Origin of the sequence: Micromonospora sp. PLK6-60 (assembly GCF_019890675.1) — a bacterium.
Classification (GTDB): Bacteria; Actinomycetota; Actinomycetes; order Mycobacteriales; family Micromonosporaceae; genus Micromonospora.
In genome coordinates, this window is record NZ_JAIOAA010000009.1 from 178,997 (window position 1) to 194,038 (window position 15,042).

General features: G+C 75.3%; 11 protein-coding genes. 6 read left to right on the forward strand and 5 right to left on the reverse strand.

Features of this window, described 5'->3' with window-relative positions; translation table 11 throughout:
• Positions 1-459 precede the first annotated feature (459 nt).
• On the reverse strand, positions 460-1,392 hold the full coding sequence (locus K7640_RS19030; protein WP_222956213.1) for an LD-carboxypeptidase: 933 nt from the start codon (positions 1,390-1,392) through the stop codon (positions 460-462).
• A gap of 81 nt (positions 1,393-1,473) precedes the next feature.
• Between K7640_RS19030 and K7640_RS19035 the strand changes: the two genes are divergently transcribed.
• From K7640_RS19035 to mptB (K7640_RS19055), 5 genes are all read left to right on the forward strand, one after another.
• Positions 1,474-2,241, forward strand: a complete 768-nt coding sequence (locus K7640_RS19035; RefSeq protein ID WP_222956214.1) for a type 1 glutamine amidotransferase — start codon at positions 1,474-1,476, stop codon at positions 2,239-2,241.
• Position 2,242: 1 nt separating this feature from the next.
• Entirely contained in the window at positions 2,243-5,287 is a 3,045-nt protein-coding gene (locus K7640_RS19040) for a bifunctional [glutamine synthetase] adenylyltransferase/[glutamine synthetase]-adenylyl-L-tyrosine phosphorylase (protein WP_222956215.1), read from the forward strand.
• On the forward strand, positions 5,280-6,926 hold the full coding sequence (locus K7640_RS19045; RefSeq protein WP_255609422.1) for a hypothetical protein: 1,647 nt from the start codon (positions 5,280-5,282) through the stop codon (positions 6,924-6,926). The genes K7640_RS19040 and K7640_RS19045 overlap by 8 nt, the downstream gene beginning before the upstream one ends.
• On the forward strand, positions 6,920-8,359 hold the full coding sequence (gene mptB, locus K7640_RS19050; protein ID WP_222956216.1) for a polyprenol phosphomannose-dependent alpha 1,6 mannosyltransferase MptB: 1,440 nt from the start codon (positions 6,920-6,922) through the stop codon (positions 8,357-8,359). The genes K7640_RS19045 and mptB (K7640_RS19050) overlap by 7 nt, the downstream gene beginning before the upstream one ends.
• Before the next feature lie 80 nt (positions 8,360-8,439).
• Positions 8,440-9,948: a polyprenol phosphomannose-dependent alpha 1,6 mannosyltransferase MptB gene (mptB, locus tag K7640_RS19055; protein WP_308042599.1), complete on the forward strand. Its 1,509-nt coding sequence runs from the start codon at positions 8,440-8,442 to the stop codon at positions 9,946-9,948.
• A 555-nt stretch (positions 9,949-10,503) separates the two neighbouring features.
• Here mptB (K7640_RS19055) and K7640_RS19060 read toward each other — a convergent pair.
• The 3 genes from K7640_RS19060 to glnA all read right to left on the reverse strand — a co-directional run bounded on the left by K7640_RS19060 (position 10,504) and on the right by glnA (position 13,368).
• Positions 10,504-11,475 carry a hypothetical protein gene (locus tag K7640_RS19060; protein ID WP_222956218.1) on the reverse strand — a complete coding sequence of 324 codons (972 nt, stop codon included), beginning with the start codon at positions 11,473-11,475 and terminating at the stop codon, positions 10,504-10,506.
• Positions 11,472-11,825: a PadR family transcriptional regulator gene (locus tag K7640_RS19065; RefSeq protein WP_222956219.1), complete on the reverse strand. Its 354-nt coding sequence runs from the start codon at positions 11,823-11,825 to the stop codon at positions 11,472-11,474. Before K7640_RS19065 ends, K7640_RS19060 begins: the two co-directional genes overlap by 4 nt.
• Before the next feature lie 118 nt (positions 11,826-11,943).
• A complete protein-coding gene (glnA, locus tag K7640_RS19070) occupies positions 11,944-13,368 on the reverse strand; it encodes a type I glutamate--ammonia ligase (RefSeq protein ID WP_222956220.1) in 1,425 nt (474 codons plus the stop codon).
• Positions 13,369-13,645: 277 nt separating this feature from the next.
• On the opposite strand from glnA, the gene K7640_RS19075 reads away from it, so the two are divergent.
• Entirely contained in the window at positions 13,646-14,056 is a 411-nt protein-coding gene (locus tag K7640_RS19075) for an RDD family protein (RefSeq protein ID WP_222956221.1), read from the forward strand.
• Positions 14,057-14,236: 180 nt separating this feature from the next.
• Here K7640_RS19075 and K7640_RS19080 read toward each other — a convergent pair whose 3' ends face one another.
• Positions 14,237-14,926, reverse strand: a complete 690-nt coding sequence (locus tag K7640_RS19080; RefSeq protein ID WP_222956222.1) for a DUF4191 domain-containing protein — start codon at positions 14,924-14,926, stop codon at positions 14,237-14,239.
• Positions 14,927-15,042: the final 116 nt, after the last annotated feature.

Sequence of the window (15,042 nt, forward strand, 5' to 3'; positions counted from 1 at the left end):
TGGTCGGTGGGCAAGCTACGAACTTGATGTCGTAGACGAATCAGGGTGACAGCGAAATCCCGTCCTCGGGGTGCTTCTCCCGTCGAAATGATTCGTTCACGACATCAAGTTCGTAGGCTGCGGGGCGCACCCCCCAACGCCAGCGGGGCTACTGGCTCGCCCCCGCCGCTCCCTGCCGCACCGCGCCCTGCCGCACCGCACCGCACCGCGCCCTGCCGCACCGCACCGCGCCGCTCCCTGCCGCACCGCGCCGCTCCCTTGCCGCGCTGCCGGCCGCCATCCCGATCTCTGCGTTGATCATGGAGTTAGCGGCATGGGGAGCGCTCTCCCAAGCCGCTAACTCCATGATCGACCGCGCGACCGCGCGACCGCGCGACCGCACGACCGCACGACCGGGCGGCGGGGCGGCGGGGCGGCGGAGGCGGCGGGAGGTGGGGAGGTGGGTGGGGCCGGGGGTGGTCAGCGGACCGCTGGGGCGACGGTCAACGTGCCGGCGTCCGCGTCGAGGACGGCCGGGGTGCCGACGGGCACCGTGAGCTGACCGGGTCCGTGACCGATCGGCAGGCCGCCGAGCACCGGCACACCCAGGTCGGCGAGGCGGTCGGTGAGCACGTCGACCACGGTGGTGTCCCACTCGTCGGCGCACTCGGTGAACTGGCCGACCGCCACCCCGGCGACCCCGTCCAGCACACCCGCGCGGCGCAGGTGGGTGAGCATCCGGTCGACCTTGTACGGGGGCTCCTGCACCTCCTCGACCAGCAGCACCACGCCGGTCAGGTCCGGCATGTCCGGGGTGCCGATGGAGGCGGTGATCAGGCAGAGGTTGCCGCCGAGCAGGACGCCCTCCGCCCGACCGGGCACCCGGACCGGGTACGTCTCCTCCGCCGGCACCGCCTCGACGGTCACCGGCTCGGTGGTCATCAGCGCGGCGTGCAGCGACTGCGCCGAGCGCAGCGGGGTGCGGTCGTCCCGCCACGCCGCGCCCGGCCCGTGCACGCCGGCCAGCCGGGCGCCCCGCCAGAGCGCGAACTGCAGGGCGGTGATGTCGGAGAAGCCGGCCACCACCTTCGGGTCGCGGCGGACCGCCGCCATGTCGATCAGGTCGACCACCCGCTGCGCGCCGTAGCCGCCCCGGGTGCAGACCACCCCGCGGATCTCCGGGTCGGCGAACGCGGCGTTCAGGTCGGCCGCCCGCAGCGCGTCGTCGCCGGCCAGGTAGCCGTGCCGGGCGTACGCGTTCGGCGCCGGCACCGGCCGCAGCCCCCAACCGGTGAGCAGCTCCACCCCCCGGGCCACCCGTTCCGGCCGGGTCGGGCCGGACGGCGAGACCAGCAGCACCGGGTCACCGGGGCGCAGGACGGGTGGGCGCAGCACGCTCTCGTCGGCGATCACAACGGTCGAGCGTAACCGCCGGCGGCGGCCCCGGCCGAGCCGTTCCGAGCGGGGACCGGCGCACCCGTTAGCCTCGACGGCGTGGCAACCGCGCTGGTGATCGAGAACGACCCGACGGACGACGTCCGCCGGCTGGGGGAGTGGCTGGTCGAGGGGGGCCTCGAGCTGCGGGTGCTGCGCCCGTACGCCGGGGACGAACTCCCCGCCGACCTGACCGGGTACGCGGCGCTGGTGGTGCTCGGCGGCGACCAGCAGGCGTACCCGCGACCCGACGGCACCCCCGACGCGCCCTGGTTCCCGCCGCTGGAGGGCCTGCTGCGCAAGGCGGTCCGGCACCGGGTGCCCACCCTCGCCGTCTGCCTGGGCGCGCAACTGCTGGCCGTGGCGCACGCCGGCCTGGTCGAGCGCAGCCCGTCCGGCCCGGAGATCGGCCCCGGCGTGGTGGGCAAGCGGGACGCCGCCGACGGCGACCCGCTGTTCCGGTACGTGCCGCTGATCCCCGACGTGCTCCAGTGGCACGCCGACGAGATCACCGAGCTGCCCCGGGGCGCCACCCTGCTCGCCGCCTCCACCCGCTACCCGCACCAGGCGTTCCGCCTCGGTGACCGGGCCTGGGGCCTCCAGTTCCACATCGAGTGCGACACCGCGATGATCGCCGAGTGGGCGCGCGACTCGCGGCAGCTCGCCGAGCTGGGATACGACGAGGAACTGGTGGTGGCGGCCTGCGACCGGGTGATGGCCGACGTGGAGGAGGTCTGGCAACCGTTCGCGATCCGGTTCGCCGCCCTCGCCCTCGGTGAGCTGGACGACGACGTGACCCGGCCGACCCTGCCCCTGCTCGGGCACTGAGATGACCAGACCGGCCAGGGGACGCCTCGCCCGGTACGGCTTCGCGGAGGGGGACGGCGCGGCGCGCGCCGCCGACCTGCTCGGCCCCGACGGGCTGGGCCTGTGGCGGGTCGAGGAGCAGGAACCGGTCGACGAGCCGGCCGCCGAGCTGCTGGCCGGGCTCTCCCGCGCGGCCGACCCGGATCTCGCGCTGCGCCAGCTGCACCGGCTGGTCGAGGCGGAACGCCGGGCCGCCGGCGACGGCCCGGGCGCCACGCCGACACCGGGCGGCGGCAGCGGATCGACCGTGCTCGGCGCGCTGCACGACGACCCGGGCCTGCGCCGCCGGCTGATCGCGGTGCTGGGCGCCTCCGCCGCGCTCGGCGACCACCTGGTCGCCAACCCGGCCCAGTGGACGGTGCTGACCACCGCGCCGGACGGGCTGGCCCCCACCGCCGACGGCCGGCTCGACCTGGAACTGGCCGGCCGGCTGACCCCGTCCCGCCAGCCGGTGGCGGTGCTGCGGCAGGCGTACCGGTTGGCGCTGCTGCGGATCGCGGCGGCCGACCTGACCGGCGGGCGCGGGCTGGAACAGACCATGGCCGCGCTGTCCGCGCTGGCCGACGCCACCCTCGCCGCCGCGTACCGGATCGCGGTGGCGGAGCTGCCGGAGGGTACGCCCGAACCACGGCTGGCCGTGGTGGCGATGGGCAAGTGCGGCGGCGACGAGCTGAACTACGTCTCCGACGTCGACGTGATCTTCGTGGCCGCCGAGGACGCCGACCTGGCCGCGGGCACCACCGTCGCCACCCGGCTGATCCACGTCTGCGGGCTGGTCGCCTGGCCGGTCGACGCCGCGCTGCGGCCCGAGGGCAACCGGGGCCCGCTGGTCCGTACCCTGGCCAGCCACCTCGCCTACTACCGGCGCTGGGCCCGGACCTGGGAGTTCCAGGCGCTGCTCAAGGCCCGGCCGGCCGCCGGTGACCTGGCGCTGGCCCGGGAGTGGATCGACTCGCTGGCCCCGCTGGTCTGGACCGCGGCCGAGCGCCCGGAGGCCGTCGAGGACGTCCGGGCGATGCGCCGCCGGATCATCGAGAACATCCCGCCGAAGGAGCTGGACCGCGAGATCAAGCGCGGCCCGGGCGGGCTGCGCGACATCGAGTTCGCCGTGCAGCTGCTGCAACTGGTGCACGGCCGGGGTGACGAGGCGCTGCGGGTCGGCGGCACCGTGCCCGCCCTGCGCGCCCTGGTCGCCGGCGGCTACGTCGGCCGCGCCGACGGCGAGGCGCTGCTGCGCGGCTACCGGTTCCTGCGCGGCGTCGAACACCGGCTGCAACTGCAGGCGCTGCGCCGCACCCACACCGTGCCGACCGAGCCGGCCGCGCTGCGCTGGCTGGCCGGCGCGCTGGGCTACCAGGCCACGCCCGGGCGCAGCGCCGTCGAGGCGTTCCGCGCCGACTGGGTCGCGCACGCCGCCGAGGTACGCCGGCTGCACGCCAAGCTGCTCTACCGGCCGCTGCTGGAGTCGGTGGCCCGGGTGCCCGCCGACGGCCTGCGACTCACCCCGGAGGCGGCCCGCAACCGGCTGAAGACGCTCGGCTTCGCCGACCCGGCCGGGGCGCTGCGCCACCTCCAGGCGCTCACCGGCGGGGTCAGCCGGACCGCCGCCATCCAGCGCACCCTGCTGCCGGTGCTGCTCAGCGAGTTCGCCGACGCGCCCGAGCCGGACCGGGGGCTGCTCAACTACCGGCAGGTCTCCGACAAGCTCGGCAGCACCCCCTGGTATCTGCGGCTGCTGCGCGACGAGGGTCCGGTGGCCCGGCGGCTGGCCCGGGTGCTCTCCTCCGCCCGGTACGCCGCCGACCTGCTGGCCCGCGAGCCCGAGGCGCTGCGGCTGCTGGCCGAGGATGCCGAGCTGACCCCGCGCGCCCGGGCGGTGCTCTGCGACGGCTTCACCGCCGCCGCCGCCCGGCACACCGACCCCGAACAGGCCACCCGCGCGGTCCGCGCGCTGCGCCGCCGGGAGCTGGTCCGGCTCTCCTGCGCCGACGTGCTCAGCCGGGCCGGCGGGCTGGCTCCCCGCCCCGACCGGGGCGCGGCGACGCCGCCGCTCGTCGACGTGGTGGCGGTGGGCACCGCGCTCGCCGACGTCACCGACGCCACGCTGACCGCCGCGCTGCGCACCGCCCGCGCCGCCAAGCAGGAACTGCCCGGGCTGCGCTTCGCGGTGATCGGGATGGGCCGGCTCGGCGGGTACGAGTCCAACTACCTCTCCGACGCCGACGTGCTCTTCGTCTACGATCCGCCGGCCGGTGGCGACGAGAGCGCGGCCAGCGCCGCCGCGCACGGCGTCGCCGAGGAGCTGCGCCGGCTGCTCGGCATGCCCGCCCCGGACCCGGCGCTGGGCGTCGACGCGGACCTGCGCCCCGAGGGGCGGCAGGGCCCGCTGGTGCGCAGCCTCGCCGCGTACCAGCAGTACTACGCCCGTTGGTCTCAGGTGTGGGAGGCGCAGGCGCTGCTGCGCGCCCGGTTCGTCTGCGGCGACGCGGACCTGGGCGCGGAGTTCGAGACGATGATCGCCCCGGTGCGCTGGCCGGCGGGCGGGCTGAGCCGGGAACAGGTGGTGGAGATCCGCCGGATCAAGGCCCGGGTGGAGACCGAGCGGTTGCCCCGGGGCGCCGACCCGGCCACCCACACCAAGCTGGGCCGGGGCGGGCTGGCCGACGTGGAGTGGGCGGTCCAACTGCTCCAGTTGCGGCACGCCGGCGACCACCCGCGGCTGCGCGTCACCCGTACCCTCGACGCGCTGGCCGCGGCCCGCGAGGCCGGCCTGGTCGACCCGGACGACGCCGCCGCGATGGCCGCCGGCTGGACACTCGCCGCGCAGGTCCGCAACGCGCTGATGCTGGTCCGGGGCCGCTCCGGTGACCAGCTGCCCCGGCACGGCGTGGAGCTGGCCGGGGTGGTCCGGCTGCTCGGCGGCGAGGACCCGGGGGAGTTCCTCGACGAGTACCTGCGCACCGGCCGGCGCTCCCGGGCGGCGATGGAACGGGTGCTGGATGCCTGAACCGACCGCCCGGCCCGCCCCCGCAGCGCCGGCGCGGCGGTCCGCGTCCGGCCCGGTGGTGGTCGCGGCCGCCGCCGTGCTCGCCGCCGCCCTCGGCGTGGCGTTCCTGCTCGCCGGACCGATGGGCACCGACCTGGCCGCCCAGGTGGCCCGCGCCGACTTCGCCGCCCGCTACGGCACCACCCCGGTCGACCTGGGCTGGTACGGCGGGGTGAACCAGTTCGGCTACAGCCTGTTCACCGGCGGGCTGGGCGCGCTGATCGGGGTACGCCCGCTCGGCGTGCTGGCCGCGGTGGCCGGCGCGGCGGCGTTCGCCGCGCTGCTGGTCCGGCACCGGGCCCGCCGGCCGCTGCTCGGCGGGCTGCTCGGCGCGGTGGTGCTGGTCGGCAACCTGGCCAGCGGCCGGGTCACCTTCGCCGTCGGGCTGGCCCTCGGGCTGGCCGCCTGCGTCGCGGTGTCGGCGCGGCGCCCGCCCCGACCGGTCCGGCTGGTCCTCGCCGCGCTGCTCGCCGCCCTGGCCACCTGGGCCAGCCCGGTCGCCGGGCTGTTCACCGGGCTGGCCGGCGCGGCGCTGCTGCTGGCCGGCCTGCGCCGCGGCCCCGGCCCCGGCCGGCCGCTGCCCGGCGGCTGGCGGTCGGACCGCCCGGTCGCGGAGAGCCTGGTGCTCTGCCTCGCCCCGGCGGTGGCGCTGGCCCCGATGGCGGCGCTGTTCGGCAACGGCGGCACCCAGCCGTACGCCTCGGAGTCGATGCGGATCAACGTGGCACTGGCCGTGCTGGTCTTCTTCGTGCTGCCCCGCCGCCGGCGGGCGCTGCGGATCGGCGCGGCGCTCACCGTGCTGCTGGTGGTCGCCGCGTTCTACCTGCCCAGCCCGGTCGGGTCCAACGCGATCCGGCTGTCGTTGCTGTTCGCGCTGCCGGTGGCCGCCGCGTTCGCCGCGCTGCCCCCGGCCTGGCTGGCCGGGCTGCTCGCCGCGATGATCTGGTGGCAGCCGCCGTGGATGACAAACGACCTGAGCCGGGCCGGCTCGGTGGAGGCCGGCGCGGCGTTCTACCGGCCGCTCGCCGACGAGCTGGCCCGCCGCCAGCTGGTCGGCCGGGTCGAGGTGGTGCCGCTGCGCGACCACTGGGAGTCGGCGTACCTGCCGCCGACCGTGCCGCTGGCCCGGGGCTGGGAGCGGCAGGTCGACACCGGCCGCAACGCGCTGTTCTACGCCGACGGGCTGGACGCGGACGACTACCAGCGGTGGCTGCGCCGGGAGGCGGTCGCCTACGTGGCGGTCGCCCCGGACAGCGTGCCCGACCGGTACGGTCGCGAGGAGGCCGACCTGATCGCCGCCGGCCAGCCGTACCTGCGCGAGGTCTGGCGGGACGCCACCTGGCGGTTGTACGCGGTGGTCGACCCGACGCCGCTGGTCGGCGCCCCGGGGCGGCTGGTCGCCGCCGACCGGGTGCAGGTCCGGCTCGCCGTGTCCGGCCCCGGTGACGTGCCGGTGCGGGTGCGCTGGTCGCGCTGGCTGAGCCTGACCGGCCCCGATGGCTGCCTCGCGCCCGGCGAGGACGGTTTCACCACGCTCCGGGCCGCCGCCCCGGGCGACTACCGGGTGTCGAGTTCCCTGCTGCCGAACGGGAGATGCTGACCGTGGACCGACCGCGGCTGACCCGCTGGACGGGCTTCGCCGGATCCCTGCTGCTGGCCGTCGCGGCCTGGCTGGGCGGGGCGCTGCCGGACGCCTCGCTGCGCACCAACCCGGTCAAGATCTGGCAGGGCCCGCACGGGCCGCTGCTGCTCTCGCTCTGGCTGGTCGGCACCGCCGCGCTGGTGTGGGCGTGGTGGCGGCTGCGCGACGACGTGCCGTCGAGCCGCTGGGTGCTGCTCACCGTCGCGCTCTGGGTGCTGCCGATGCTGTTCGCCGCCCCGTTCGGCAGCCGCGACGTCTACGCGTACTCCTGCCAGGGGGCGAGCTTCGCGGCCGGGATCAGCCCGTACGAGCAGGGGGTGTCGGCGCTGCCCTGCCCGTGGCTGGACACCATCTCCTACATCTGGCGGGACACCCCCGCGCCGTACGGGCCGCTGTTCGTGGTGATCGCCGGGGCGGTGGTGAAGGCCACCGGCTCGCTGACCGCGAGCATCGTGGTGTTCCGGGCGCTCGCCCTGGGCGGCGTGCTGCTGACCGCGTACGCGCTGCCGGCGCTGGCCCGGCGCTGCGGGGTGTCCCCGGCGCGGGCGCTCTGGCTGGCGCTGGCCTGCCCGCTGGTCGCCATGCACGTGATCGGCGGGCCGCACAACGACGGGCTGATGGTGGGCGTGCTGGTCGCCGGCCTGGCCGTGGTGGCGAGCCGGCCCGGCCGGCGCTGGCCGCTGCTGGGCGGCGGGGTGCTGCTGGGGCTGGCCTGCGCGATCAAGATGACCGCCGTGGTGGTGGTGCCGTTCGCCGCGCTGGCCGCGATCGCCGGGGCGTTCTCGATCCGGTCGCTGATCCGCGACGGCGGTTGGGTGGTCGGCGGGGCGGTCGCCACCGTGGTCGGCGTGACCTACGCGGGCGGCCTCGACTTCGGCTGGGTCGGCGGGCTCTCCGAGGGCGGGGTGGCGGTCGCCTGGACCTCGCCGCCGACCGCCGTCGGGCAGACCGTCGGCCAGGTGGCGCGGCTGTTCGGCGCGCACATCGACGCGCTGCCGGTGACCCGGGGGATCGCCGTGGTGCTGCTGGCGGTGCTGCTGGTGCTGCTCTGGTTCCGGGCGGTCCGGCGGCCCGATCCGATGTACCACGCCGGGCTGGCGCTGGCGCTGACCGTGGCGCTGTCGCCCGTGGTGCACCCGTGGTACTGGATCTGGCCGCTGACCGTGCTCGCCGCCACCGCGCCGGTACGGCAGAAGTGGTACCTGGTGGTCGCGCTGGTCTCCTCCTTCCTGATCCTGCCGGACGGCACCGGCCTGGCCCGGTACACCAAGACACCCGGCGCGCAGCTGATGACGCTGTTGATGATCTGGGCGGCCGTGCGGTTGGTACGGTCGGCTCGGGCGGAGCGCCGACCGGCCCCGACGCCCGCCGAGCGGACCGCGTCGACCTGACGCCGGGCCGGCGCATCCACCTCGGGCCGCCGGGGTCGGTGCCGGCGTCACCGGACCCGCCGAGCGAGGAAGGGTTGCCGGTGCCGCACACCGCCGCGCCCGAGGAGCCGGTCCGGCCCGGACCGGCCCGGGTGGCCCGCTGGGGTGGCCTGGCCGGCGCGGTGCTGCTGGCCGTCGCCGGCTGGCTGGGTGGGGCGCTGCCCGGCACCGCCGGCCAGGGGTTCGGTGAGCTGTGGCGCGCCGGGTGCGGGCCGCTGGTGCTGGCCTGCTGGCTGCTCGGCACCGGGCTGCTGGTCGGTGCCTGGTGGGCGCTGAGGACCGGCGCCCCGTCGACCCGGTGGGCGTACCTGACCGCCGGGCTGTGGCTGCTGCCGCTGCTGGCCGCGCCGCCGCTGGGCAGCCGGGACGTCTACTCGTACGCCTGCCAGGGCTGGGCGTACGCGGCGGGGCACGACCCGTACGCCGGTGGGGTGGCGGCGGCCGGCTGCCCGTGGGCGGACGCGGTGGCGCCGATCTGGCGGGACACCCCCGCACCGTACGGGCCGTTCTTCGTGCTGCTCGCCGCGCTGGCCGCCACGGTGGGCGGCGGCCTGGTCGGCACGCTTGCCGTGCTGCGCCTGTACGCCGTGCTCGGGGTGCTGCTCGCCGCGCTCTGCCTGCCCGGGCTGGCCCGGGCCGTCGGGGTGCCGACCCGGCGGGCGGCCTGGCTGGCGCTGGCCTGCCCGCTGGTCGGGGTGCACCTGGTGGCCGGCGCGCACAACGACGCGGTGGCGCTGGGCCTGCTGCTGCTCGGCCTGCTGGTGCTGGTCCGGCGGCCGGGCCGGCCGCGCGCGCTGCTGGTCGCCGGGGCGCTGTTCGGGCTGGCGCTGGCGGTGAAGGCGACCGCGGTGGTGGTGCTGCCGTTCGCCGCACTGCTCGCGGTGCTCGGCCGGTACACCGTCCGGGCCCTGGCGCGCGACGCCGCGCTGCTCGCGGCCGGGGTGCTCGGCGCGTTGGCGGCGACCTCGCTGCTGTCCGGGCTCGGCCTCGGCTGGCTGGGCGGGCTGGCGCACAGCGGAGACTCCCGGCAGTGGACCTCGCCGCCCACCGCCGTCGGCCTGGTCGGCGACTACCTGGGCGAGGCGGCCGGCGCGCGCTGGCCCGCCGTGCCGGTGGCCCGGCTCGCCGCGCTGGTGCTGCTGGTGGTGGCGCTCGCCGCCCTCTGGTGGTGGGCCTGGTCGGCGTTGCGCCGGCTCAACGACGTCCGGGGGCGAGTGCGTCGGCTGGCGGCGGCCCGGCCCCGGGTGGCGCTGCTCGGCGCCGGCCTGGCCCTGGCCGCCACGGTGCTGGCGGCCCCGGTCTTCCACCCCTGGTACGCGACCTGGCCGCTGCTGGTGCTCGCGGTGGCGACCGTCCCGCCGGCCCGGACGCGCTGGTTCGTGCTGCCCAGCGCGGCGGCCTCCTTCCTGACCCTGCCGGACGGCAGCAGCCTGGCCGCGTACACGAAGGCGCCGGGCGCGGTCGGGATGACCCTGTTGGTGCTGGTCGCGGCGGTGCTCGGCACTCGCGCCGCGCTGCGTCGCCGGTGGCGAGCCCCGGAGCCGGGCTGACCGCTCGCCGGCACCCGTCGGCCTGGCGTGCTCCGTCGGCCTTGCCTTGCCTTGCCTGGCCTGGTCGGTCTGGCCTGGTCGCTCGGTCTGGCGGAGTCGTTCGGTTTGGGGTGGGTGGTCGTCATGGCCTGGTCGCTCGGTCTGGCGGGGTCGTTGGTGTAGTGGTCGGTTGGGTCTGGCCTGGGCCGTCGGCCCGGTTCGGTTGTTGGGGGCGGCCTGCTCGCAGACTTCCGGCGTGCCGCCGCCCGGGCCGGGAGGGTGCGTTCCGCGCCCTACCAACTTGATGTCGTGAACGAATCATTTGGCCGCTCGGTTGCGCCGGTTTGCGGCGATGAGCGGGGTCGGTGATTCGTTTGTGAGGTCAAGTTGGTAGCGCGCGGATGGGGTACCGCCGGCTCCGGGCCGGCCCGTTCGCAGGCGAATGCTCCCCAGGTCAGCGCGTCCGCAGCGGCACGACTCCCCGGGCCAGCGCGTCCGCAGCGGCACGACTCTCCGGGCCAGCGCGTCCGCAGCGGCACGACTCTCCGGGCCAGGGCACCGGACCGGAGCGCAGATTCAGCGGGATGACCCGCAGGTGGGGCAGGGCGGGGTCGGTCGCTCCGGCAGAACCTGGAGGCGGGCGGTCAGCGCCGCCAGCAGCAGCCCCGGTCCGAGCAGGCCGACCGCCGCGGCGGTGGCCGCCAGCGTCGCCCAGTCCGGGTTGCGCTCGACGGAGCCCGCCAGCTCCCGGACGGCGAGCAGGCCGATCGGGGTGAGCAGGATCAGCAGTGCCCAGCCGCCGCGGAAGTCTCGTCGCCGGGCCCGGTCGAGGGCGAGCACGATGGTGGCCAGCAGCAGGACGACGGCCACCACCACCGGTGCCTGGAGGACGAGGAAGCCGTAGTAGTCGGTGCCGAAGACCTCGCGGCCGAACCAGTGGACGCCGACTGCCGCCGCCAGCGCGGCCACCAGCAGCGGAGCGACCCGGGCCCAGACCGGCGGTCGCCGGGGCAGGCCGAGCGCGACGAGGCCCAGCACGAGCTGCGGGACCAGCAGCAACAGCGGTGGCCGGGGTAGGCCGGCCAGCGCGGCAACCGGGGTGACCAGCGCGGTGAGCAGGACGGCCGCCCACCGGGTGGCCCGGGCGACGCGGTGCGGGGCGAGGGCGTACGCCAGTGCCGCCAGCAGCCAGGCCGCCCAGACCACCACGCCGACGCTGTGGAGCTGGCCGAAGGTCGGGAGGTCGAACTCCGGGTTCGGCGGCTGGACCTCCAGGACCGTCCAGATCGCGGCGAGCGCCGTCGCGGTGACGAAGGCGAGCGCGGCGGCGAGGCGTACGCCGGGCAGCAGGTCGGTGGCCCCGGCCGCGCGCAGGCGTGCGGCCAGGCCGCCGCGGGCGAGGTCGACGGCGTCCGCCGGCGTGGGCCAGCGCCGCCCCGGCGCGGCCAGGTCGAGGTACGTCCCGACGATCTCGGCGCCCCGGGCCCGCCGGTACGCGGCCGGGTACGCCCAGAGCAGCCGCAGGTAGCGCCGTTCCAGCTCGGTCATGCCAGCCCTCCCGCCAGCCGCGTGGTGGTGCCGGCCCGCTGGCGCAGCCGGGTGGTGGCCGCCTCGACGTTGCGGCGCATCCGTTCGGTCTCCGCGGCCAGGGTGCCCGAGCCGTCGGGGGAGAGGCGGTAGTAGCGGCGCAGTCGGCCGTCCACCACCTCCTCCCGGTCGACCTCGACCAGGCCGGCGTCGACCAGCCGGTCGAGGGCGCCGTAGAGGGTGCCGGGGCGCAGCGACACCCGGCCGTCGGAGAGCGCGGCCACCTCGCCGATCAGGCCGTATCCGTGCATCGGCTCGCCGGCGAGCGCGGTGAGGATCAGGTACGTGGGTTCGCGTAGGGGAGTGTCCACGCCCGACAATGTATCGGACGCGAAGGTATTACGGGGGGCGATACGTGGCCGGGCCGGCCCCGCGTGCGCGGAGCCGGCCCGGGCCGGTGCTGGTGCTGGTGGAACCCGTGTCGACCGCTCAGCAGTCGAAGTACATGGCGAACTCGTGCGGGGTGGGACGCAGGCGGACCGGGTCCACCTCGTTGCTCCGCTTCCAGTCGACCCAGGTGGAGATCAGGTCGGGGGTGAAGACGCCGCCGTCGAGCAGGTAGTCGTGGTCGGTCTCGAGGGCGTCGAGCACGGCCGGCAGCGAGCCCGGCACCTGCTTGACGTCGCCCCACTCCTCCGGCGGCAGGTCGTACAGGTCCTTGTCGATCGGGGCCGGCGGCTCGATCTTGCTCTTGATGCCGTCCAGGCCGGCCATCATCATCGCCGAGAAGGCCAGGTAGACGTTCGCCGACGGGTCCGGCACCCGGAACTCGACCCGCTTGGCCTTCGGGTTGCTGCCGGTGACCGGGATGCGGGTGCAGGCGGAGCGGTTGCGCTGCGAGTAGACCAGGTTGACCGGCGCCTCGAAGCCCGGCACCAGCCGGCGGTACGAGTTGACCGTCGGGTTGGTGAAGGCCAGCAGCGACGGGGCGTGGTGCAGCAGGCCGCCGATGTACCAGCGGGCGGTGTCCGACAGGCCGGCGTAGCCGGTCTCGTCGTAGAACAGCGGCTCGCCGTTCAGCCAGAGGCTCTGGTGGGTGTGCATGCCCGAGCCGTTGTCGCCGAAGAGCGGCTTCGGCATGAAGGTGGCGGTCTTGCCGTTGGCCCAGGCCTCGTTCTTCACGATGTACTTGAAGAGCTGGAGCTGGTCACCGGCGTGCAGCAGGGTGGAGAACTTGTAGTTGATCTCGGCCTGGCCGGCGGTGCCGACCTCGTGGTGCGAGCGCTCCACGGTGAAGCCGGTGTCGACCAGCCGGCGCACGATCCGGTCCCGCAGGTCGGCGTAGTGGTCGACCGGCGGCACCGGGAAGTAGCCGCCCTTGTAGGCGGTCTTGTAGCCGCGGTTGCCGCCCTCCTCCTCGCGGCCGGTGTTCCAGGCGCCCTCGATCGAGTCGATGTAGTAGAACGACTGGTGGGCGGAGGTCTCGTGGCGGATCGAGTCGAAGATGTAGAACTCCGCCTCGGCGCCGAAGTATGCGGTGTCGGCGATGCCGCTGGCGGCCAGGTACGCCTCGGCCTTCTTGGCCACGTTCCGCGGGTCACGCGAGTAGGCCTCGCGGGTGAACGGGTCGTGGATGAAGAAGTTCAGCGCGAGGGTCTTCTGGGCGCGGAACGGGTCGATGAACGCGGTGGCGACGTCCGGGAGCAGGAGCATGTCCGACTCGTGGATCGCCTGGAAACCGCGGATCGACGAGCCGTCGAACGCGAGGCCGTCGGTGAAGAGGTCGTCGTTGACCGACTCGACCGGGATGTTGAAGTGCTGCATCACCCCGGGCAGGTCACAGAAACGTACGTCGACGAACTTCACGTCCTCGTTCTTGAGGTATCGCAGGAGTTCCTCGGGATTGGCGAACACACGTCCTCCTGGCAGGTCCACTCCGGTGGCTGGGCTCCTGGCGACGGTATGACCGCAGGGTTGCCCGGCAGTGTCTCCAGTGTTTCTGCCGTGTTACGTCGCTCGCGCAGCGTCATCCCCGCCGCTCTGGTGCCGCCGGATGTCCGTTCGCACGATACCCGCCGAGGGGTACTGTCGCAGTTCAACGTGTTTGGTCCCAATTCCCGAGGGGTGCGGGAAGCGGTCGCCGTGACCGTGCGTGCCGGCCGCCGCCGGCCGCTGACTACCCTTGGCGACTGTGACCACGCCGCCCGCCGTACCGCCCGCCCGGGATCCCGGGTTCGTCCCGCCCACCCTCGGCCGCCGGTTCGGCGCGTTGATCATCGACTGGGTGCTCTGCCTGCTGGTGTCCAACTTCTTCGCCGACCCGGTACGCGACGGCTGGGCTCCGGTCCTGGTGCTGATCCTGGAGTACGGCTTCTTCCTCGGCCTGTTCGCCCAGACCCCCGGCATGTACATCACCCGGGTCCGCTGCGTGGCGTGGGCCGACGGCGGCCGGATCGGGCTGATCCGGGCGCTGCTGCGCGGCGCGCTGCTCTGCCTGGTGGTGCCCCCGCTGATCATGGACGAGCACCGGCGCGGCCTGCACGACCGCCTCACCGGCTCGGTCATCACCGCCGCACCCCGCCCCGCCCGCGCCCCCTCCTGACGCCCGCGCCGACCGCTCGCGCCGCCCGGCGCGCTCCAAGATCATGCTTAATCCCGGTTGTAGTGGCCTCGGCGGTACCTGGAGGCCACTACTTCCGGGATCGAGGGTGATCTTGGAAGCCGGCGTACGGAAAAGCCGGGCCCGTCGACGACGGGCCCGGCTCCGGTGGCACGGTCGGGGTCAGCGGCCCCGGGTCTGCCGGTACGCGCCCCGCGGCGGCCGCATGTTCTTCGGGATCGCGCCCTTGGGCAGCTGCGGCCGGGCGGTCAGCGCCTTGAGCCGCTTGTCGAGGGCGTTGACGTCCTTGGGGGAGAGGGTGCGGGGCAGCCGCATCAGCGTCATCCGCAGCTTGCGGATGGGCAGCTCGCCCTCGTCCTGGCCGATCACGTAGTCGTGCAGTGGCGCGGTGCCGATGACCTTGGCCAGCCGCCGCTTCTCCTGGCCGAGCAGGCCGCGCACCCGCTGCGGGTTCCCCTCGGCCAGCAGGATCACCCCGGGCCGGCCCAGCACCAGGTGCACCATGTCCATCTGGGTGGTGGAGCTGACGGCCGGGGTCACCCGCCAGTCGCCGCGCATGCTCTCCATGATCTGCGCCGCCGCGCCGGGCTGCCCCTCGGCGGCGTTCATCATCGCCCGGTTGGACCGCAGGTTGAGCACGATCAGCACGGCGAGCAGGGCGAACAGGATGCCGACCGGCAGCCAGATCCAGCCCCAGAGGACCACCGCGACCACGGTGAGCGCGAGCGGGATCAGCACCGCCGCGGCGGCCAGCGGGGCGAACCACCGATCCTGCTTGGCGGTGAACCGGAACACCATCCCGATCTGCTTCAGCCGCTGGCCGAACGAGACCTTCTCCTGGGGCTTTGCCATGCCGCAGAGTCTAGTGGGCGCCCGCCCGGCCGGTGATCCGCGGCCGGCCGCTGAGTACCTTACGCCGCCGAGGGGCCGCGCCGACCCGGCGTAAGGAGGGTGGCGGGGGCGAAGAT